20 protein-coding genes are annotated in these 22,455 nt (G+C 46.4%); 19 read left to right on the plus strand and 1 reads right to left on the minus strand.

Translation table 11 applies throughout. The features are described from left to right. The first annotated feature begins 19 nt into the window (after positions 1–19). The 6 genes from pstC to NSS94_RS08775 all read left to right on the plus strand — a co-directional run bounded on the left by pstC (position 20) and on the right by NSS94_RS08775 (position 5,332). Positions 20–952, plus strand: coding sequence for a phosphate ABC transporter permease subunit PstC (pstC, locus tag NSS94_RS08750; RefSeq protein ID WP_029516617.1), 933 nt, complete (start codon positions 20–22; stop codon positions 950–952). Beyond that, positions 952–1,848: a phosphate ABC transporter permease PstA gene (gene pstA, locus NSS94_RS08755; RefSeq protein ID WP_023987910.1), complete on the plus strand. Its 897-nt coding sequence runs from the start codon at positions 952–954 to the stop codon at positions 1,846–1,848. Before pstC ends, pstA begins: the two co-directional genes overlap by 1 nt. A 17-nt stretch (positions 1,849–1,865) precedes the next feature. Continuing rightward, positions 1,866–2,708: a phosphate ABC transporter ATP-binding protein PstB gene (pstB, locus tag NSS94_RS08760; RefSeq protein ID WP_039269891.1), complete on the plus strand. Its 843-nt coding sequence runs from the start codon at positions 1,866–1,868 to the stop codon at positions 2,706–2,708. 286 nt (positions 2,709–2,994) lie between these two features. Beyond that, positions 2,995–4,284 (plus strand): pectate lyase, encoded by a 1,290-nt coding sequence (gene pelA / locus NSS94_RS08765; RefSeq protein ID WP_341039163.1) that lies wholly within the window; start codon positions 2,995–2,997, stop codon positions 4,282–4,284. Between the two features lie 134 nt (positions 4,285–4,418). Next, positions 4,419–4,937 (plus strand): acyl-CoA thioesterase, encoded by a 519-nt coding sequence (locus NSS94_RS08770; RefSeq protein WP_341039164.1) that lies wholly within the window; start codon positions 4,419–4,421, stop codon positions 4,935–4,937. Next, positions 4,934–5,332 carry an FxsA family protein gene (locus NSS94_RS08775; RefSeq protein WP_013309596.1) on the plus strand — a complete coding sequence of 133 codons (399 nt, stop codon included), beginning with the start codon at positions 4,934–4,936 and terminating at the stop codon, positions 5,330–5,332. Before NSS94_RS08770 ends, NSS94_RS08775 begins: the two co-directional genes overlap by 4 nt. Positions 5,333–5,361: 29 nt before the next feature. On the opposite strand, the gene ytvI is transcribed toward NSS94_RS08775, so the two are convergent. Continuing rightward, entirely contained in the window at positions 5,362–6,480 is a 1,119-nt protein-coding gene (gene ytvI / locus NSS94_RS08780; RefSeq protein WP_340884931.1) for a sporulation integral membrane protein YtvI, read from the minus strand. Between the two features lie 345 nt (positions 6,481–6,825). On the opposite strand from ytvI, the gene citZ reads away from it, so the two are divergent. The 13 genes from citZ to NSS94_RS08845 all read left to right on the plus strand — a co-directional run bounded on the left by citZ (position 6,826) and on the right by NSS94_RS08845 (position 22,446). Continuing rightward, a complete protein-coding gene (gene citZ, locus NSS94_RS08785) occupies positions 6,826–7,938 on the plus strand; it encodes a citrate synthase (protein WP_029516623.1) in 1,113 nt (370 codons plus the stop codon). A gap of 151 nt (positions 7,939–8,089) precedes the next feature. Further along, positions 8,090–9,385, plus strand: a complete 1,296-nt coding sequence (gene icd, locus NSS94_RS08790; RefSeq protein ID WP_029516624.1) for an NADP-dependent isocitrate dehydrogenase — start codon at positions 8,090–8,092, stop codon at positions 9,383–9,385. 16 nt (positions 9,386–9,401) lie between these two features. Beyond that, a complete protein-coding gene (mdh, locus tag NSS94_RS08795) occupies positions 9,402–10,343 on the plus strand; it encodes a malate dehydrogenase (RefSeq protein ID WP_028542892.1) in 942 nt (313 codons plus the stop codon). Between the two features lie 315 nt (positions 10,344–10,658). Beyond that, entirely contained in the window at positions 10,659–11,075 is a 417-nt protein-coding gene (locus tag NSS94_RS08800) for a hypothetical protein (protein WP_069011198.1), read from the plus strand. Between the two features lie 214 nt (positions 11,076–11,289). Next, positions 11,290–12,159: an SDR family oxidoreductase gene (locus NSS94_RS08805; protein ID WP_029516625.1), complete on the plus strand. Its 870-nt coding sequence runs from the start codon at positions 11,290–11,292 to the stop codon at positions 12,157–12,159. Between the two features lie 119 nt (positions 12,160–12,278). Further along, positions 12,279–14,081, plus strand: a complete 1,803-nt coding sequence (gene pnpS / locus NSS94_RS08810) for a two-component system histidine kinase PnpS (protein ID WP_341039165.1) — start codon at positions 12,279–12,281, stop codon at positions 14,079–14,081. 128 nt (positions 14,082–14,209) lie between these two features. Continuing rightward, on the plus strand, positions 14,210–14,941 hold the full coding sequence (locus NSS94_RS08815) for a response regulator transcription factor (RefSeq protein WP_013309604.1): 732 nt from the start codon (positions 14,210–14,212) through the stop codon (positions 14,939–14,941). A 158-nt stretch (positions 14,942–15,099) separates the two neighbouring features. After that, entirely contained in the window at positions 15,100–16,224 is a 1,125-nt protein-coding gene (locus tag NSS94_RS08820) for a methyl-accepting chemotaxis protein (RefSeq protein ID WP_029516627.1), read from the plus strand. A 127-nt stretch (positions 16,225–16,351) separates the two neighbouring features. Then, positions 16,352–17,110, plus strand: a complete 759-nt coding sequence (gene pstB / locus NSS94_RS08825; RefSeq protein WP_029516628.1) for a phosphate ABC transporter ATP-binding protein PstB — start codon at positions 16,352–16,354, stop codon at positions 17,108–17,110. Between the two features lie 39 nt (positions 17,111–17,149). Further along, positions 17,150–17,809 (plus strand): phosphate signaling complex protein PhoU, encoded by a 660-nt coding sequence (gene phoU / locus NSS94_RS08830; protein ID WP_025721993.1) that lies wholly within the window; start codon positions 17,150–17,152, stop codon positions 17,807–17,809. Between the two features lie 177 nt (positions 17,810–17,986). Further along, the gene (gene polA, locus NSS94_RS08835) at positions 17,987–20,641 is read left to right on the plus strand and encodes a DNA polymerase I (RefSeq protein ID WP_318626765.1); all 2,655 of its coding nucleotides are present in this window, start codon (positions 17,987–17,989) and stop codon (positions 20,639–20,641) included. Between the two features lie 71 nt (positions 20,642–20,712). Beyond that, complete coding sequence (gene mutM / locus NSS94_RS08840; protein ID WP_029516630.1) at positions 20,713–21,543, plus strand: DNA-formamidopyrimidine glycosylase; 831 nt, start codon at positions 20,713–20,715, stop codon at positions 21,541–21,543. 111 nt (positions 21,544–21,654) lie between these two features. Further along, entirely contained in the window at positions 21,655–22,446 is a 792-nt protein-coding gene (locus tag NSS94_RS08845; protein WP_029516631.1) for an MntP/YtaF family protein, read from the plus strand. Positions 22,447–22,455: the final 9 nt, after the last annotated feature.

Consider the following 22,455-nt stretch of genomic DNA (forward strand, 5'->3'; position numbering starts at 1 on the left):
CGGTTAAAGGAGTTACAGTATGGGACCAATTGAAGGGAAGGCATACATGGAACAGAATAAACGATCCCGAGTTATGAAAGAAAGACATTACTGGGAAGAATGGACCGGCCGCATATATACGTCGGTTTGTGTCGTTTTTTTAGTTGCGGTTATTGTCTCCATCGTATATTTTGTTGCCTCCAAAGGTGTAGCTACATTTGCGGTGAATGGAGTCAGTCTGCGAGAGTTTTTCTTTGGAACCAAATGGAGTCCGGATGGCGAGCCTAAGTCCTTCGGCGCACTTCCGTTTATTACGGGTTCTTTTGCAGTAACCATACTGGCGGCTTTAATTGCCAGTCCGCTCAGCTTATGTGCGGCTTTATTTATGACGGAAATTGTGCCGAAATCGGGTAAGCGTATCCTTCAACCCGCGATTGAATTATTATCCGGTATTCCGTCTGTTGTATATGGCTTTGTCGGCTTGACCGTAATCGTCCCGCTGCTACGGAACGTGTTTGGAGGACAAGGCATCGGCATTCTGGCAGGCTGCCTAGTGTTGTCAGTCATGATTTTGCCGACGATTACGAGTATTATGGCGGATGCGTTGTCTTCCTTGCCGGGGGGGCTACGTGAATCCTCTTATGCTTTGGGTGCTACCCGCTGGCAGACAATTGCTCGTGTTATTATTCCGACGTTGTTGCCTGCTCTTTTAACAGGAATTATTCTCGGTATGGCTCGTGCCTTCGGAGAAGCGTTGGCTGTACAGATGGTAATCGGGAATGCTCCGCACATACCGCATTCCTTGCTGGAATCCGCTTCGACCTTGACCAGCGTCATTACACTTAGCATGGGGAATACAGCGATGGGCTCCGTTCATAACAATGCTCTCTGGAGCATGGCGCTTGTTCTTCTGCTCATGACATTCATTTTCGTGCTGCTGGTAAGGCTGCTTGAAAGGAGAAACCGGGTTTGATGAAAGCTAAAACGACCGACAAGATCGCTACATTTGTAATCTGTTTCTTCGCTTTGTTCATTGTTGCACTTTTGGTGGGATTACTGGGCTTCATTTTGGCCCGCGGAGTCAGTCATATTTCTTTTGACTTTTTAACCAGTGCTCCCCAAACATTACGTGCAGGCGGTGGTATTGGCCCACAACTGTTTAATTCCGTATTTTTGTTAATCTTAACTTTGATTATCACCATTCCGATTGGCTGGGGCGCAGGTATTTACATGGCGCAATATGCAAAGCCGGGGAAAATTACGGACTTTATACGACTTGTCGTCGAAGTATTGTCCTCCTTCCCGTCGATCGTCATCGGATTGTTTGGACTACTACTTATCGTAAATACGTTTGATTTTGGCTTTTCCCTCTTATCAGGAGCCTTGGCTTTGGCCGTATTTAACCTGCCGCTGATGGTTCGCACAACGGAGCAGGCTTTCCGAGCTGTGCCGAAGGAGCAAAAGGAAGCTGGACTTGCGCTTGGATTGTCCAAGTGGAAAATCATTACCTCCATTTTGTTGCCAGCTGCGCTGCCAAGCTTGATTACGGGTACCATTTTGGCCGCAGGCCGTATTTTCGGGGAAGCCGCAGCATTGCTGTTTACAGCAGGGATGAGTACGCCGCCGCTTGATTTTACTGATTGGAATCCATTGCATGCTAGATCGCCTATTAACCCGATGCGACCTGCTGAGACATTGGCTGTTCATATTTGGAAGGTCAATAGTGAGGGGATTGCTCCTGACTCCAAAGATATTGCTGCAGGCGCTTCTGCCGTACTGGTGCTGCTTGTGCTTGCATTCAACTTGAGTGCAAGATGGTTCGGAAGAGTTGTATACCGCCGTCTGACAGCTGCCAAACGTATGGATTAGAAAGGGGATGGAGAACAATGGAACATGTGATTACGCGAACGGCAAAAACCGCCGCACCAGCAACATCCGTTCAGTCTACGCGTTCGGAACAGCTTGTGGGACAACCGCCGCATCCGTTCAGTACTGAGGATTTGAGTATTTATTATGGTAGCTTTGAGGCTGTGAAAAAAGTGAATCTAGCCTTTCCCGAGCAGACAGTGACTGCCCTGATCGGGCCTTCCGGCTGCGGTAAATCGACCTTTTTGCGCTCCCTTAATCGGATGAATGATGAGATTGCATCTTCCTCTACAACGGGACACATCTGGATGGATGGACAGGATTTGACGGCACCGGAAACGGACGTGATCAAGCTGCGTCAGCAAATTGGCATGGTGTGGCAGCGTCCCAACCCTTTTTACAAATCCATTTACAATAATATCGCCTTCGGTCCCAAATACCGTGGGGTGCGCAAGAAGAAACAGCTTGATGAAATCGTCGAAAGCAGCCTGCGTAAAGCAGCATTATGGGATGAGGTCAAGGATCGCCTTCACGACTCCGCTCTAGCGCTGTCTGGCGGGCAACAGCAGCGGCTTTGCATTGCACGTGCTCTATCCGTTCAACCGAAAATTCTGTTACTTGACGAGCCAGCTTCAGCGCTGGACCCTGTGTCTACAGGCAAGGTAGAAGAGCTTATTACCGAATTGAAAAAAGAATTGCGCATCGTTATTGTGACGCACAATATGCAGCAGGCTGCACGAATTTCCGATTATACTGCTTATTTTTATATCGGAAGTCTGGTTGAACATGGGAAAACGAACGATATTTTCACGAATCCTGAAAATGAGCTGACTCAGGAGTACATCATGGGTCGATTTGGTTAAGCGATGTTGCTCATCGACCTACTTTATATTAGCTTTACGTAAAATCCTCTTACTAATCCGGCATTAGTAAGAGGATTTTTATTGTTTTCAAAGTTTTTTAACTTTTTTAATCTATTAGTAAATTAAAATATATTGATCGTTTGGATATATTTTCATATAATACAACTAACTATTTATCATGCATAATAGTGGTTCAGTCCCTCTCACTATCCAAAAGAATCCTCAGCAAGAATGTATAGGTTAAACTGAACGCAATGACCCAACTTAAAATAAGGGAGAGGTTCAAATGAAGAAGAAGATGTGTCCAACTGTAAAGATGATAGCGCTTTCAAGTTTGGCGATTACAGTAACGTCAGGGCTCCTAAGTCCCTCATGGGCTGCGGCACAGGAGATTGTGCCGGCTACATATGATTCGGTACGTGAATCGGCTACTGCTTCTTATGAGCTTACCACAGATTCAGCTGTGGGACGGGACGTTTATGGTGACGATGTAAATTCAGGTGTGTTGGATCGTGAGCAATTATTTGGGCTGTCGGCTGTGGCGAAGCCAACCACTGTTGTCAATACAGACAGCATCCTAAACAAGATGCGCGATTTCAGTAAGTTTTCTACGGGGAATACATCCAAGGATACTACACTTGCCTTAAATATTGTATCCTGGCAATTGCCACATGGCGGATTCTTCAAAGCGATGGAAAAGAATTATAAATCCAAATGGGATGGCAAAGCTGCACGCTCCACATGGAAGAGCAAGGATGGTGTTGAACTCGGAACGTTCGATAACGAGGCCACGACAACCGAGATTCGGTTTTTGGCGGATGTATACAAAAAAACCAAAAATAAAGACATTAAGAACAGTGTACAAAAAGCAGTAGACTTTGTACTAACTTCTCAATATTCCTCCGGTGGCTGGCCTCAGGTATACCCTAAACGTGGTAATTATTCCGATGCTGTAACTTATAATGATGATGCGATGGTTAGAGTTATGGTCTTGGCTGACGATATTGTGAACAAGAAACAGCCGTTTGATAGCGATATTCTGGATAACGCTTATCGCTCCAGACTTCAGCAAGCGCTAAACAAAGGTATCCAGTATACAATCAAGTCTCAAATTGTAAATAATGGTACACCGACAATCTGGGGTGCACAGCATGATCCGGCTACTTATGCATCGGTTGCGGCTCGGGCATTTGAGCTACCTTCCAAAACAACTACGGAATCAGTAGGCATTACTGCTTTTCTCATGTCCCAACCGCAAACCGCTGAAGTGAAAAAAGCGGCTCAAAGTGCTTTGAAATGGTTTGACGCGAACCGAATCGACGGTATCAAATACAATCGTCAAGGTCCGGAGTTTTTCCAAAAGGACGCATCGAGCGTAATGTGGTATCGGTTCTATAATGTGGAAGACAATAAGTATTTCTTCTCAGATCGGGATGGCAAAAAGTATACCGACATCATGAAAATTAGTGAGGAAAGACGACTCGGTTACGCCTGGGCGGGAAGCCAAGCTAAGAACTTGCTCAAGCTGGCTTCGGATAGCGGATATTATAAACTGTCCAAGCCGTTGCCACAATAATAAAGGCATTATTATATATGATTTGCGAGGGTGGACCGGTCGGTCTGCCCTCTTTTTGTTCCCGGGCTGTAAATATGGTTTAATGGAGAGAGGGCAAAATAGAGATAAAGATGCACAAAGATAGGAGAGCTTGTATGACTCAAGAGGAGAATCAAACGGAATTACGCTGGTATGGCGCACCGCTACGTGTCCGTTATCAGGAAAGCGACCAGATGGGGGTCGTATATCATGCAAATTATTTGAACTGGTTTGAGATCGGGCGTACCGAAATGATCCGACAGGCGGGTTTTAACTATCGGAGTATGGAGGGACGTGGAGTTTTGCTGCCAGTTATTGAAATCAATGCGAAATATGCGAGTCCTGCTCGATATGATGATTTAATTACCGTTTATACCGCAATTACCGACTTCTCCAGACTGCGTCTAAACTATATCTATGAGGTTCGGCGGGTAACGGATGATGAGCATCAAAGGTATCTGGGAAAGGTATGGACCCAGGCAGACACGCTACCGGGAGAGCTGCTCGTCACTGGGATGACACGTCACGTATGGGTGAACACCGAATGGAAGCCCGTTCGACTGGACCAGGCGCTACCTGAGCTGTACACTGCATTAAGGTTTGCTTTTACAGGCGGGGAGGGACAGAAGTCATGATGATGCGTAAACGTCTGTGGCTGTTGCTGCTGCTCATTCCTTTGGCGGAGCTATACGGGTTTATATGGGTAAGTCACTGGATTGGAGCAGGCAAAACGATTTTACTCATCATTCTGACGACGCTAATCGGGGCTGCCATGATGCAATTTGAAGGTCGTAAGGTGATTGCCGATGCGAAAAATGAAATGAATCGGGGACAAATGCCCGGCCGTAAAATGCTGGATGGATTATGTGTCTTTTTTGGTGGGAGTTTGCTGCTTATCCCCGGATTTTTAACAGATATTATTGGTTTTACGTTGGTGTTCCCTTTAACACGAGCGTTGTACCGACGTTTTTTATTAAAGTGGCTGGAGAAAAAAATGAAAAACGGCAGTATTACGTTTCGGCGGTTTTGACGTGAGCTGCCGTTTTTCCTATCCATGATCTAGCGGACTCTTCCAGCGAGAATATAATTGCGCAAGTCCTGAATGACATTCGCACGATTCAGTGCATCAACGACAATGAGTGATACAGGTCCGATAATGAGTCCTAAAACGCCAAATAGCTTGAGCCCGATGAACATACCGATAAGGGTGGGAAGCGGGTTTAAGCCCACGCTGCTGGCCAGCACCTTAGGCTCCACGATCTGTCGTCCAATCAACAGGATGATATAAAGGATCGACAATCCTACCCCTAGCGCCAAATTACCAGACATATACTCATACAGTATCCACGGAATCATCACAATGCCAACCCCCAAATAAGGTAGCAAGTCCACCAGCCCGATCATTAAACCGATGGTAAAGGCGGATTCCACACGCAATATGAACAGCCCAACAATGACCGTTAATGCCGTAATGGAGATGATAATAAACTGTGCACGCAAATAGCCGTACAGTGCTTTACGTAGATCGTGCCATATATCCGACAATGGCTTGCGAATCGTATCAGGAACCGTGTTTGCGAGCATCCGACTATGTCGGTCCCAATCCTTACTAATAAAAAAAGCTGCTAATACAATAACCATTAGAACTGCTCCCATATTAGGCAGAGAGGTCAGCAAGTTCAAAACCCCATTAAAAAATTGAGCGACTAGCGTAGTGACAGCCGAACTGACGGTTTGAGTTGTTTTATCAATATTACTGTTAATGGTATGTTGGTAATCCGGATTATCCCGGATAAAATGGTTAATTTCAATAATTACATTTTGAATCAAATCGCTTTGTGTCCAATCGATAAACAGGCTTTTAAAACGCTCAATATGCCCGTCAAAAGTCATGGCCAACTTTATAACTTCTCGGACTATGCGGGTGATTGCTGCAGACAGGATAATTGCAATTCCACCTAAATATACAAATAATGAGACCGTGACAGCCGTCCAACGTGGCATACGGGCTTTGTTACGCAGAAAACCAACCAATGGATTCATGGCATAAGCCACAAGCCAGGCGAATAGGAAAGGATAGACGAGAGGGAAAAGCACATATATGCCCAATAACAGAGCTACAATCACGATTGCCACCCATAGAGCACGAAATATGCGATTCAGGATTAACCGGCTCAAGCTCTCACGACTCCTTTCTTTTACGATAGTATTTCATAAAATAAATGCTCTACTATACATATGCGGGAAAGGGGGGAGACAAGACCTATGTAAAAAAGTGCAAATGAATCAATATTTTTTGTAAGGGGTTTCAAAAATTTATTTATGGAAGCGATAAAACATTTGAATGTGTTGGAATAGCCCTCAATGTTCACATAAACGACAAAATCCAGTATAGTGAAAGAAGGTTTAAATATTGACATATGGCGTTAACATTACTCGGCTATTTAAAAGGCATATCTTACTTTTGAAAATGTTTACATTGCAAGTCCGTTCACAATGTTTTTACAAAGGAGAGATGTAACGATGACAGCGACTAAAGGTCTGGAAGGGATCGTAGCGACCACTTCCTCCATAAGCTCTATCGTAGATGGCGTTCTCACGTACCGGGGTTATAACATTGATGATTTGGCTGTTAACGCCGATTTTGAAGAGGTAGCTTATTTGTTGTGGTTTGGGAAATTACCTGATAAAGAGCAATTGCAGGAGCTTCGCAACCAGTTAAGCGAATACGCTGCTATTCCGGATGAAATTGTTACTCAATTAAAGTTATATCCGAAAGATTTGAGCACGATGGCTGCCTTGAGATCAGCCGTATCGTCTCTCGCTTTGTATGACCCAGAGGCGGATGATATGTCGAGAGAGTCTAATGTGACCAAAACCGTCAAGCTTCAGGCGCAATTGCCTACCATTGTGGCAGCTATAGCACGTATACGCGAGGGCTTGGAGCCGATTGCGCCTAAAAAAGGTATTTCTATCGCTGAAAACTTTTTGTATCAGCTGACTGGCAAGGATCCAGAGGAGACGGCTATTAAAGCGTTCAATCAGGCTCTCGTGCTGCACGCCGATCATGAATTAAATGCCTCTACCTTTGCTGCGCGTGTAACGGTAGCCACATTGTCGGATATTTATTCCGGAATCACGTCTGCTATTGGAGCTTTAAAAGGACCACTGCATGGCGGGGCCAATGAGGCTGTGGCCAAAACGCTGGAGGAGATTGGTGGTTTGGATCAGTTGGACTCCTATATCCAGGCGAAACTGGATAATCGCGAAAAAATTATGGGCTTTGGACACCGAGTCTATAAAAACGGTGATCCGCGTGCCAAGCACTTGCACAAAATGTCCCGCGAGCTGGGGGAAATGAACGGCGACACAACGTTGTTTGATATGTCAGTTCGAATTGAGGAAATTGTAACAGGACAAAAAGGCTTGAAGCCCAATGTGGATTTTTATTCTGCCTCTGTTTATACCCAACTGGGTATCAAGAGAGACCTGTTTACACCTATTTTTGCTATGAGTCGTGTATCCGGTTGGACAGCGCACATTTTAGAGCAGTATGAAAATAATCGCCTGATTCGTCCTCGCGCCGAATATACAGGTCCAATGGATCAAAAATACGTATCACCAGAGTTGCGCTAACCCCTTGTCGAAGGAAGATTGAGGTTGTATACCCTGAATTTAAAAAATAAGGTACAATAGAGGGGACGACGAGAGATGTACGTTTTTGTCTGTGATAAAGATCATGTCTTTCGTCCTGTACCCATTCATATCTGAGGAGGAAAAGGAACTTATGGCGAAATTTGAAAAGTTTGAGCTCCCAACTGAAGGCGAAAAAATTACGATTGATAACGGTCAACTACAGGTTCCGAACCATCCGGTAATTCCGTTTATCGAAGGTGACGGCACGGGTCGCGATATCTGGAAAGCCTCCAAGCGCGTACTGGACGCAGCTGTAGAAAAAGCATATAACGGTAGCAAAAAGATTGCCTGGTATGAAGTATTCGCTGGTGAGAAAGCTTTCAATACATACGGCGAATGGCTCCCTAACGATACTTTGGAAGCCATCCGTGAGTATATTGTAGCCATTAAAGGTCCGCTTACGACACCTATTGGCGGTGGTATCCGTTCGTTGAATGTGGCATTGCGTCAGGAACTGGATTTATACGTATGTCTGCGTCCTGTTCGTTATTTTAACGGTGTTCCTTCTCCAGTGAAACGTCCTGAATTGGTAGATATGGTTATTTTCCGTGAGAACACAGAAGATATTTACGCGGGGATCGAGTATGCTGAAGGGTCCGAAGACGTGAAAAAGGTTATTCAGTTCCTTCAACAAGAGCTGGGTGTGAACAAAATCCGTTTCCCTGAAACCTCTGGTATTGGCATTAAGCCAGTTTCTTCCGAGGGTTCAAAGCGTCTGGTACGGGCAGCCATTCAGTATGCAGTTGACCACGGACGCAAGAGTGTAACGCTTGTACACAAAGGTAACATTATGAAATTTACCGAGGGTGCCTTCAAAAACTGGGGTTATGAAGTGGCTGAGGAAGAATTTGCAGATAAAGTATTTACTTGGGCCCAATATGACGTAATCAAGGAAAAAGACGGTGAGGATGCGGCTAATGCAGCTCAAAAAGCAGCTGAAGATGCAGGCAAAATCATTATCAAGGATGCGATTGCTGATATCGCACTTCAGCAAGTACTGACTCGTCCTTCTGAATTTGATGTGATTGCTACGCTCAACCTGAACGGGGACTATCTGTCCGATGCTCTTGCTGCCCAAGTTGGTGGAATTGGTATTGCGCCAGGTGCGAACATTAACTATGTAACAGGGCATGCTATCTTTGAAGCTACACATGGTACAGCACCAAAATACGCCGACAAAGATGTAGTGAACCCTGGTTCCGTCATTCTGTCGGGCGTAATGTTGCTTGAACACTTGGGTTGGAAAGAAGCGGCTGACCTGATTTACAAAGGGCTGGAGACGTCCATTAATAAGAAGATTGTAACTTATGACTTTGCTCGTCTGATGGATGGTGCTACACAAGTGAAATGCTCCGAGTTCGCAGATACCATTATTAGTAACCTGTAAGGAAGGGGAATACCACTTGTCCATTCAACGTAAAAAAATATCCATTGTTGGCGCCGGTTTTACCGGTGCCACTACCGCATTGCTGCTGGCTCAAAAGGAGCTAGGTGATATCGTACTGATCGATATTCCGCAACTAGAGAATCCGACCAAAGGCAAGGCGCTTGATATTTTGGAGGCCGGTCCGGTACAGGGATTTGACAGTCAGATCACGGGCACTTCCAATTACGAGGATGCAGCTAACTCAGATATCGTCATTATTACAGCTGGGATTGCACGCAAGCCGGGTATGAGCCGTGATGATTTGGTAAATACGAACGCAGGAATTGTAAAATCCGTTTGTGAGAACGTGAAGAAGTATGCGCCAGATTCTATTGTTATTATTCTGAGCAATCCGGTAGATGCTATGACCTATACTGCCTACCAAACGCTGGGTTTCCCGAAAAATCGGGTTATTGGCCAATCCGGTGTGCTGGATACAGCGCGATATTGTACCTTTATTGCACAAGAGCTTAACGTTTCCGTCGAAGACGTGCGCGGCTTCGTTATGGGGGGCCACGGTGATGATATGGTGCCCCTGGTACGCTATTCCAGTGTTGGGGGTATACCTATCGAAACTCTGATTTCGCAGGAACGTATCGAAGCGATCGTACAACGTACACGCGGCGGTGGCGGAGAGATCGTCAACCTGTTGGGTAATGGTAGCGCATATTATGCTCCGGCAGCTTCGCTTGCACAGATGACGGAAGCGATTGTAAAAGACAAAAAACGGATTATCCCAGTCATCGCCTATCTGGAGGGAGAGTACGGCTATCAGGATTTATTCCTTGGCGTACCGACACTTCTTGGTGGCAATGGCATCGAAAAAGTGTTCGAGTTGGAATTGACAGCCGAAGAAAAAGCAGCGCTCGATCAATCCGCGGAGTCGGTCCGCAGTGTGATTAAAATAGTTACCGTTTAGATTCAATTTTCTACTAAAACGGTGACTATTACCTGAAGAGGTGTCCCTAAGCCATAGTCATGGCCGCGGGACACCTCTTTTACTCATAAACAGAATATAGGGAATCTATTCGTTTTCTTCCTTATTCCTTTGCTTTGACTCACTTCCCCGGTATAATAGAGTTCATATGCATTGATAGTTACATGAGGACTTTGCAAAATCCTGACATAGAAAAGCATGTCCCAAAACACTGAAAAAGATGGTAGTCATTCGTTGGAATATGATCGTTCTATGGAAAAAAAGTTTGTAAGAAAACAAAGAAGTGGAGGTTGTAAAATGTTTTTTATTCACATTATTGGATCACTGGCGATGGGTTTTTATTTATTGCTCCCCTTCGTGGTGGGCAAAATCGACAAATTGGCTCCTAGCGTGCAGGAAGGAACGATATCGGCTGTTCAGCTATTGAACCGTTTGGCTCAATTTGCGCTGATCTTAGTGCTTGTTAGCGGTATCTATATGATTTTTCCCTGGGGTTCTTATTCGGTAGCATGGATTGTTGTCGTTTTGCTGTTGTTTCTCGCTATTTCTGGTATTGCGGGAGCCATGGGTAAGCCGTTACGGCTGTCGCTGGAAGCGATTCGTAGCCAACAGCCTATTACGCAATATGCTGGCAAAATGCGAATGTTCAGTACGCTGCTTGCCGTCTTCCTGATTTTAATTACGTTTTTAATGGTATACAGCGATATTATTTAATTATGCATTTAGTGAGAGTCTATAATCGAATGATGACAAATGCTAAATTGAAAAACGGTCTGTGCTGAATAAGCATAGGCCGTTTTTTTTTGCGCTCAAATCACTACATTGTTCTTTTTTCGTTTAACGAATAACTTTGTGTGGTAATTCAGGAGTAGAGTGGATGCAAATGTTGCATCCTAAAAAATATCTGATTTTGAAGGGAGAATGTACAATGTCTAAAAGTAATCAACCTCAGCAAACTTTGCCCCCACAGCATCAGGACCAGCAACCGGGGATTGAGTCCAAAATGTCGCCTGCACCCCAATTTGAAAAACCAACTTACAAAGCCGCTGGCAAGCTAACAGGTAAAGTTGCACTTATTACTGGTGGGGACAGTGGAATTGGTCGGGCTGTAGCTGTCACGTATGCCAAAGAAGGTGCGGACGTAGCCATCATCTACTTGAATGAGCATAAGGATGCGGAAGAAACAAAACGTCAGGTGGAACAGGAGGGACGCAAATGCGTGTTGATTCCTGGCGATATCGGAGATGATCAATTTGCCAAAAAAGCGGTTCAACAGACAGTTAACGAACTGGGCAAGCTCGACATCGTTGTGAACAATGCGGCAGAGCAACATCCACAACAAAAGCTGGAGGATATCACCAAAGAACAGTTGGAGCGCACGTTCCGAACGAATATTTTCGGTATGTTCTTCTTGACGCAAGCAGCATTGCCGCATTTGAAAAAAGGGAGCACGATCGTCAACACAACATCGATTACCGCGTATGCTGGGAACAAGACACTCATTGATTATTCATCGACCAAAGGGGCAATCACATCCTTTACACGTTCCCTTTCACTCAATTTGGCAGATCAAGGCATTCGGGTGAACGCTGTAGCACCAGGGCCGATCTGGACACCGTTAATCCCGTCTACATTTGATGCCAAGACGGTCAGCGAGTTTGGAGGAGCGCAGCCAATGAAGCGTCCGGGTCAGCCGGAAGAATTGGCGCCAGCCTATGTGTACCTTGCTTCAGATGATTCTTCATATGTAAGCGGACAGGTTATTCATATCAATGGCGGTGAAGTTATAAACGGATAAAAGGACAAGGGAAAGGTTAGGGCTGTGTTATGCCCTAGCCTTTTTTCTTTTCACAGTGGAACATAATGAAGGTAGCCTGTAGAATGAGACTTAACTTACATAAAGGATGGGCATATTTTATGAAATCGTTTCGTTTCAGGCTTACCCTGATCATGCTGATTTTGATTGGCGTATCTGTCCTTGCTGCTGGAATCACGATGGGACAAATTTTTAAAAATTCGAATATGAAGGTGCTAGAGGAGAACATGGGACGGGAGATCGACCTGCTTCGAGCTACATTCCCTTTTGTTAATGCAGATGCCCTGTCCAGCACGAATTATGTCTCTTATTATTCTCAAAAGGCGAAGGAAATTGCTCGTCTTACGGAATCGCGGGTGACCTTCATTCGCAAGGACGGGACGGTGGTTGGAGATTCGTTAAGCGATCCGCGAAAGATGGAAAACCACGCATCTCGTGAAGAAATTCAGCAAGCTTCAACAGAGAAGATTGGACGCACGATTCGTTACAGCGAAACCTTGCAGCGGAACATGCTATACGTTGCAGAGCCTGTTGTATCGGATAAGGGTTTTGACGGATATATCCGTTTGTCCATGAGTCTGAAAGCGGTGGAGGAGGGAGTGCAGCGCGGCTGGACGGCCATCGGGATTGGTCTAGTGTTGCTGTTTATTGCTGCTGGACTGGTGAGCTATCGTATTGCTCGCAGTCTCACCTCGCCCATTGAACATATTACTGGGGTAGCCAACCGTATATCAGGACTGGATTATGACGCAAGAGTTGGTGTGCAGCGCCGGGACGAGGTAGGGCAACTGGGTGAAGCCATTAATCGTATGGCTGATAGTCTCCAAAACCAAATGAAAACGATACGTGACAATGAGGATCTGCTCCAGAGTGTCATGAGTAATATGACAGGCGGAATTCTAATGATTGATGCAAATGAGTGTATTGCGCTTGTAAACCGTGAGTCTGAGCGAATGCTTGGTGTCGTGGGTAAACGGGTGACAGACAAGCCGTATCATGAGCTGAAGAAGCATTATGAGCTCACAAAGCTAATTGAGGGCAGTATACAAAGCCGAGAAAGGCTGCATGGTGAGGTTCATTTGTACAATCCCGAGGAGAGACTCGTGTTGCTGGACGGTGTTCCGATGTATGAGGATGAGGGCGGATACCGGGGGATGCTGTTCCTTTTACAGGATATTACGGCTATTCGACGGTTGGAAAATATGCGGAGCGAATTTGTGGCTAACGTTTCTCATGAGCTAAAAACGCCGATTGCCGCAGTCAAGGGTTTTGCCGAGACCTTGCTCGGTGGCGGGGTTAAAGATGAGGAGACGGCCCGTTCATTTTTGCAAATTATATATGATGAAAGCGAACGATTGAATCGGTTGATCGGTGATATTCTGGAGCTGTCCAAAATCGAGTCCAAGCGTTCCCCTCTGGAATGCTCGCCGGTGCACGTTTCGTCGTTCATAGAATCATTGCTGGAAAAACTGAACAATGTAGCTGCCAAAAAAAGAATTTCACTACACATGGATATCCCGGATGAGCTGTTTATGGAGGCAGATGAAGATAAGCTTCAGCAGATTTTTCTGAACCTTTTGTCTAATGGCATCAACTATACACTTGATGGTGGCAAGGTAAAGATTAAGGTTCTAACGATACAGCGGGAGAATGACACCGAAAAGGTCGTATTTACAGTCAGTGATACAGGTATTGGAATTCCGAAGAAGGACCTGCCACGTATCTTTGAGCGCTTTTACAGGGTGGATAAAGGACGCTCGCGTAACTCTGGCGGAACGGGGCTGGGATTGTCGATCGTCAAACACTTGGTCGATTTGCATCATGGCACCCTTTCGGTGGAAAGTGAGCTTGGATTGGGTACCACATTTACAGTTGAATTACCGCTATTGCAACAGGAAGAATGAACTAGACCATTTTTTACATTCTGTTAACAATGCCGTGATAAAATAAACGGGTGTCGCATGAGTATGGAAAAAGTTTCAGGATTTTGACCAATGCGCCTTTAACAGGTAAACAGGAGATGAAGTTATTTATGGGACAACGCTTACTGGTTATTGAGGATGAACCAACGCTTGCCAGATTGCTATCCTACAATTTGATACAAGAAGGCTTCGAAGTGGATACGGAGGATCATGGCAGTGCCGGGTTTGAGAAAGCCTCCAGAGAGTCCTACGATTTGATCCTGCTGGATTTGATGCTGCCGGGAATGAACGGACTGGACATTCTGAGCAGACTTCGCCATCAGGGGCTGACGACGCCTATTATTATCTTAACGGCCAAAAACGGTGAAGCCGAGGTTGTCCAAGGGCTGAAGTCGGGTGCGGATGATTACATCACGAAGCCTTTTGGCGTTTCTGAGCTGTTGGCCCGCGTGACGGCTGTGCTGCGAAGAACTTCCGGTGGGGATGAAGGAGTGTTGTCTGATCAGAAAGATAGCTCCAAAATTCAATTGGGGGAGCTGGAGATTTACCCTGAAAAATATGAAGTCATTCTTGGAGGTCAGTCCATCAGCCTTAGACCCAAGGAATTTGAGGTGCTTCTTTATTTGTCCCGCAAGCCGGGTGTGGTATTAACCCGAGATGATCTGATGAATGCTGTTTGGGGTTTTGACTACATTGGCGGGCAACGGACCGTGGATGTACACGTCAGTTCCTTACGTAAAAAGCTGGAGCTGGATCCCGACTCGGTTCATATTGATTCGATCCGTGGAGTGGGGTACAAGCTGGTTGTAAATAAAAAAAGAAGCGCTTCTCATTTATTATAAATGAGGAGCGTTTTTCTTTATTCAGGGCAGTGTCCGGGGACCTTTGTGTCCATTTTGTGATTTTACATTTCATTAACAAAACTAGACGCTAGAATCAACAAATGACCGATATGATGTTCCCGTCACTCCAAGTAGTTAAAAAAGGGGACTTCAGAACGATGATAACGGAACCAAAGACCCAGCCGAGCTCCACTGCCGTGATTGAACGTGAAGCATACAAGTCGATTACTACCTATGTGCCATGCCGGGAGGTTCCGATCATTGGTACGGACATGTCTTGTAAAGAACTGTTAGCCCTTATGAAAACACAGGAAGATATTCCTTGTGTCATTGTTGTGGATAAAAATGATCTTCCATTGGGCATTATTATGAGAGATGCGTACAATCGCCATTTTACGGGCAGATTTGCTGCGGCGTTGTTCTATGACAAGCCTGCGGCCCTATTTGCCGACCCCGATACATTAATTGTGGATCTGAAAAGCCAGGCATCGGACATTGTGGAACTGGCGATGCTGCGCGAAGATCAGCGTTTTTACGACTGTGTGTTGATTAAGGAAGGAACACGGTTACTCGGTGTACTCACGATTCGTGATATCCTGTCCGTCGTGCAGCGAATGCAAAGAGAAGCGGACGAAGAGCGGGGAGATGTGATTCGGCATAGCTATGACGGAGTCCAGCGTATTCAGCTGACTGTGCTGGATGCAGCTAAAGAGGCCGATGACAGTGTGCGGCTAACCCGCTCAATGAGTGAATTATCCCGTCGTGGCAAAGTAGAACTGGAGGATGTTTTGCTCTCCTATCGTGCGGTTACGGAGCAAATGAAACGCCAGCATGAGCAAATGACGGCGTTGACGCAATCGCTGAATGACATTGCGGGCATGGCTTCATCCATTCGTGCACTGGCAGATCACAGTGGATTGCTGGCGATCAACGCGTCCATTGAAGCGGCACATGCTGGCGAACATGGACGAGGCTTCCAGATTGTGTCTCAGGAGGTGCGGAATATGTCACTCCAGACGAAAGCTTTTTCCACACAGATTACAGGCTTACTCACCCATATCGAGCAAATGCTGCGTGACACCGCTGAACTGACGGATACGAGTATGCAGCAGATTCATACAGGCTCTCAATATATATCTGCCGGAACACAAACTTTTGCCAAACTACTGCAGGCTGTCGATGAAATTGAAGCTAAAAACAGTGAAATGTCCCGTTCCGCAGAGGAAGCAGCTTTGAATGCAGCCGAAATTGCGCAGGAGCTTGAGCTCATGCTAAGTTCTTGATCATTTTACATAACGTTAACAAATCCACCACACTAAATTTACACACAGCTTATATAATCTTCATATTGTGCAAATCAGGTGCAATGCTTGAGGATCATAACTGCAACACGAAGGAGATCATAAATCCATGAATGATTCCGTAATCCGGATTGATAAGCTGAATTTATATTATGAGAAATTTCACGCGCTGAAACATATAAACCTCGATATTCCTGAAAAAACGGTAACTGCCTTTATCGGCCCGTCCGGCTGCGGCAAATCGACCCTGCTGCGTACGCTAAACCGGATGAATGACATGATACCGGGAACACGTATTGAAGGCACCGTGAGTATCGCAGGTCAGGATATATACGGCGATACTATGGAAGTAGAAACTCTGCGGAAGCAGGTGGGAATGGTTTTTCAACAGCCTAACCCGTTTCCCAAATCGATTTATGATAACGTGGCTTACGGCCCGCGTCTGCATGGAGTTCGGCAAAAGGACAAGTTGGACGAATTGGTCGAGCAAAGCCTGCGGCAGGCGGCACTCTGGGAAGAGGTCAAGGACTTTTTGAAGCGTTCAGCTCTGAGCTTGTCCGGTGGACAACAGCAGCGGTTGTGCATTGCCCGGGCGCTTGCTGTACAACCAGATATTTTGCTTATGGACGAGGCGACATCTGCGCTGGATCCGATCTCCACGATGAAAATTGAAGAACTGGTTCAGGAATTGCGAGACACGTATACCATTGTCATGGTGACGCATAACATGCATCAGGCAGCGCGTGTGTCTGGTAGAACTGCGTTCTTTTTGAATGGTGTTGTGGTGGAAGCGGCGGACACACAGACGATGTTTTCCACGCCGCAAGATTCACGTACGGAAGATTATATTTCAGGGCGATTTGGCTAAAGCCTACCAGATGAATATGCCAGAAGGGGTGACTTCGAAATGATACGTAGAAAAGGTTTTGATGAAGGGTTAGACGAACTGAGAGCCGTACTGCGCGAAATGGGTGCACACGTTTCGAAGGCGCTCGATCAGGCCATTGAATGTTTGCAGACCAAAAATACAGAATTGGCTCAGCAGGTGGTCAAAAATGATGCATCCCTCAATACGCTGGAAGAGAATATTCTCGATATGGGTTCCAAGCTCATTATTACCCAGCAGCCGGTAGCGAAGGATTTGCGCCGAATCATTGTTGCATTTAAAATTTCCAGTGATCTGGAACGAATGGGCGATTTGGCACTTGATATTGCCAAGGTGACCCTTCGTCTGGAAGGGCAGCAGATCATTAAGCCGCTGGTGGATATTCCGCACATGGCTTCCATTGTTAAAGAAATGATAGATGATGCGATCAAATCCTATTTGGATGAAAATACAGATCTGGCCTACAAAATGGCCAAAGAGGATGATCGTGTGGATTCCATGTATAGCCACATGATCAGCGATCTGTACGCCTTTATGGTAGAAAAGCCGGCAGAGGCTTCACAAGCCATGCTGCAACTGCTTGTAGGACGATACATTGAACGAATTGGTGACCATGCTACGAATATCGGTGAAAGCACTGTATATCTCGTGACAGGGGAGAGACCAGATTTGAACCAGTAGAGCTTTCAGGTATATAGCGGTTGTTTCTGACCCAGACTTGTCTTTGAGCAAAAGGCAAATTTGGTTAGGAAGCAGCCGTTTTTTTCTGAAAAAGGAGTCTTGTATGTTAAGATAGGAAGAGGAATGCGTAAAACGTAAGAACGTTACGAATGCATTGATGAACTTGCGAGGTGCTAAATGGATAAACTCATGCTTATAGATGGTAACAGTATCATTTACCGGGCGTTTTTTGCTATGCCACCGTTAACGAATTCGAGCGGACAGCAGACGAACGCGGTGTACGGATTTACGACGATGTTATTGCGGCTCTTGGAGGAGCACAAACCAACACATATGCTGGTTGCCTTCGATGCCGGTAAAATAACGTTTCGCCATAAGGGATACGAGGATTACAAAGGTGGACGGGAGAAAACCCCGCCAGAGCTGTCCCAGCAATTTCCGTTGCTGAAAGAGCTATTGACCGCTTTCGGCATTGCCCAGTTTGAATTGGATGGCTATGAGGCGGACGATATTATAGGCACCCTGTCCAAGACAGCGGACGAAGCCGGCTTCAATGTGCTGGTCGTGACCGGGGACAAGGATATGCTTCAATTGGCTTCAGACCATGTCACAGTCGGCTTGACTCGCAAAGGGGTTACTGAGGTGGAGACGTATGGACCTGAGCAAATTCAGGAACGATATGGGCTGAAGCCGCTGCAAATTATTGACCTTAAGGGCCTGATGGGCGATACGTCGGATAATATTCCTGGTATTCCCGGCGTAGGTGAAAAAACAGCGCTCAAGCTGCTGCATCAATACGGTTCAGTCGAAGAAGTGCTGGCGCACACGAATGAGCTGAAGGGCAAAATGAAAGAACGCGTTGAGACACATGCTGACGATGCGCGAATGAGCAAAGATTTGGCGACCATTTATCGGGATGTAACGTTGGACAAGCAGCTGGAAGATGTGGCCTTCGGCGGGCTGCAAGCAGAAACAGCCGGGCCAGCTCTGGCGAAGCTGGAGTTCAAGTCCTTGCTGGAACGTTTATCTTTTTCAGGTGAGGTTGGCAGTACTGGGGTAGACGTAGAGGAAGCCGCGGCTGACGTAACAGTGCTGGATGAGCAGCGGATTAGCGAATTGGTAGAAGTGTTGGATCATGTGGATGTGCTGCATGTTGAGACGCATGGCGATAATCCGCATCATGCTGACATCGTAGGTCTGATATTTGCCGCAACGGGACAGCAGTTTTTTATGACACTGGATGTACTGCAAAGCGATACAGCTACACCTATTCGCGAATGGCTTGCTGACCCTGAACGCAAAAAACGCGGTCATGATCTGCATCGTACGGATTTGGCTTTACACTGGCATGGAATTGAGTTTGCAGGTGCCGAGTTTGATGTGCAATTGGCAGGGTACTTGCTGGACCCAACTGATGCAAACCAGACATTGAGCGGATTGGCAGCCAAATATGGCTTGTCTTCGATCCGTCCTGACGAAGAAGTGTTCGGCAAAGGAGCTAAATATAAAGTTCCTGACGTGGACGTGCTGTCTGATCATGTGGCGCGTAAGGCAGCGGTGATTGAAGCTTTGGTGCCTGTGCAGCAGGCTGAGCTGGAGAAAACGGAAATGCACAAGCTGTTTCATGAGCTGGAGATGCCGTTGTCCCGCATTTTGGCGGATATGGAGAAGCAGGGCATTTTGGTGAACGTAGAAGAACTGCGTGCTTTGGGTAAAGAATTTGAAGCCCAGATCGCAACGTTGGTGAACGAGATCTACAGCATTGCCGGAGTAGAGTTCAATCTGAATTCGCCTAAGCAGTTGGGTGAGATTTTGTTTGATAAACTGGGTTTACCTGTCATTAAAAAGACGAAAACGGGGTACTCGACCGATGCGGAGGTACTGGAAAAGCTGGCCCCCTATCATGATATTGTACAAAACATTTTGCAGTACCGTACCATTGCCAAACTCCAATCGACGTATGTTGAAGGTTTGCTTAAAGAAATTTCGGAGAAAACGGGTAAGGTGCATACGTATTTCCGGCAGACGGTTGCAGCAACTGGACGCTTGAGTAGTCAATTTCCGAATTTGCAAAACATTCCGATTCGTCTTGAAGAAGGTCGCAAAATCCGCAAAGTATTTGTTCCGTCCGAACCGGGCTGGTCTATTTTGGCGGCAGACTACTCACAGATCGAGCTGCGGGTGCTGGCTGATATTTCGGATGATGAACGTTTGAAGGAAGCCTTTGTCCACGATATGGACATTCACACCAAGACCGCATCCGATGTGTTCGGTGTAGCAGCGGAAGATGTGGACTCCAATATGCGGCGTTCTGCGAAGGCAGTCAACTTTGGGATTGTCTACGGGATCAGTGATTATGGTCTGTCACAAAATTTGAATATTACGCGGAAGGAAGCGGCTCGCTTTATCGACCAGTATTTTGATGTGTTCCAAGGCGTTCGCCGTTACATGGATGATATTGTAAAGGATGCGAAGCGGGACGGCTACGTAAAAACGCTGTTGGAACGTAGACGCTATTTGCCGGAGATTAACGCCAGCAATTTCAACCTGCGTTCATTCGCCGAGCGTACAGCGATGAATACGCCGATTCAAGGCACCGCAGCCGATATTATCAAGTTGGCGATGGTACAGATGGATAAAGCGCTACGTGAACGTAATCTTCGTAGCAGAATGCTGCTCCAAGTACATGATGAGCTTGTATTCGAGGTTCCGCCTGAGGAAATGGAAACGATGAAAGAGCTTGTCCCTGCTACCATGGAAGCTGCATTAAAGCTGGCTGTGCCGCTCAAAGCCGAAGTAAGCTATGGCAGCAATTGGTATGAGGCCAAATAAGATATTTCAATGAGTAGATAGTCCCAATTTGACGCTGCTTCCGTTATAATATAGGGTGAGGTGAAGACATCATGCCGGAATTACCGGAAGTAGAAACCATTAAACGAACGCTAAACGAGCTTATCGTTGATAAACATATAGATCATGTCACTGTGAATCTGCCGCGGATCATTCAACGGCCCGATGATATCCACGCTTTTGCCATGGAATTGGCTGATCACCGGATTACAGGGGTGGAGAGACGCGGAAAGTTTCTGCGGATTTTGCTGGACGGGCTGGTGCTGGTCTCCCATCTTCGAATGGAAGGGCGATATGGATTATATTCACAACATGATCCTGTGGAAAAGCATACCCATGTCATCTTTCATTTTAAAGATGGTACGGAGCTGCGTTATCAGGATGTGCGCCAGTTTGGCACGATGCACTTATTTCCAGCAGGACAGGATTTGCTGGAAAAGCCGCTGAACAAACTTGGCCTGGAACCGATGGACGAGGCCTTTACACCAGAAATGCTGCGTGCCGCTGTTGGAACTCGTTCGACTTCGATCAAGGCAGCGCTGTTAAACCAGTCATATGTGGTGGGCATCGGGAATATCTATGTAGATGAATCGTTGTTTAAGGCGGGGATTCATCCAGCACAGCCAGCCAAAAGCCTAACGGATAGCCAATTTCATGTCTTGCATGAGGCGATTGTCTCCACGCTAGGTGCGTCCATTCAGGTTGGAGGCTCGTCCATTAAATCGTTCGTGAATGGACAGGGCAAAGCGGGCGACTTCCAGCATCAATTGCAAATCTATGGACGTAACGCGAAGCCTTGCATCAACTGTGGTACATTGATCGAAAAATCTGTTGTAGCCGGACGGGGCACACATCATTGTCCGGTCTGCCAGCCTCTGCGCTAAACAGGCGCAGTCACCCCAAGCCCATCCCTCTCATATATTGTTCCAAGTACCAATACTGCGGAGGATTTCGGTTGTTATAAGACCCTGCCTTCGCAATGGGAGGGAATTGGAGTGGCTAATCATTGGGGAGCCCTGCTGTTACTGGCATTTGCGCTAAGTTTGGACAGTTTCGGAGTCGGTGTTACATATGGTCTGCGCAAAATGAAAATTCCACTGTTGTCGATTGCTATCATCTCCGTATGTTCAGGTTTGGTGATCGGCATATCCATGCAATTGGGCGCATTACTATCTCGTGTCCTGTCTCCTGTATATACGACCGTTTTCGGTGCTGTCATCCTGATCTGTATTGGCTGTTACTCTTTGATTCAAGCTCTGCACCGCAAAGAGGATTTGCCAGAGGATTCAGTGGAGCCCTCTCGGGGTCTGCTTCTTACAAAACAGACTGATCCAGCGAGCAGATCTGTTCTTGGGGAGAAGGAGGGTATGGAGAATGCTGATACCGAGTCTTTCCCCAGCTCAAGAAAAGATCTGTCGGCAGAAGCTTCTGTGGAGCAGCAGGAACGAACAGTATTTTCTCTGGAGTTTCGCAAATGGGGGCTTGTTATTCGGATTCTTCGAAGCCCGTCTGCTGCGGATATGGACCGTTCCGGCAGTATATCTGCTACCGAAGCGGTTTGGCTGGGTATTGCATTATCGGTCGATGCGTTCGGAGCGGGACTCGGGGCAGCTATGCTTGGTTTTCAGCCACTGTCTACTGCGCTGGCTATTACGTTATTCAGTGGAACATTTTTGATTGCAGGGATGAAGGCAGGTTTCTTTCTATCAGCATTTCGATTTATGAAGGCGCTGGGTGTATTGCCGGCATTATTACTGATTATGATGGGCATATTGAAGCTGTTATGAGGTGAAAGA

The organism is Paenibacillus sp. FSL L8-0644 (assembly GCF_038008165.1).
GTDB classification, from domain to species: domain Bacteria; phylum Bacillota; class Bacilli; order Paenibacillales; family Paenibacillaceae; genus Paenibacillus; species Paenibacillus polymyxa_D.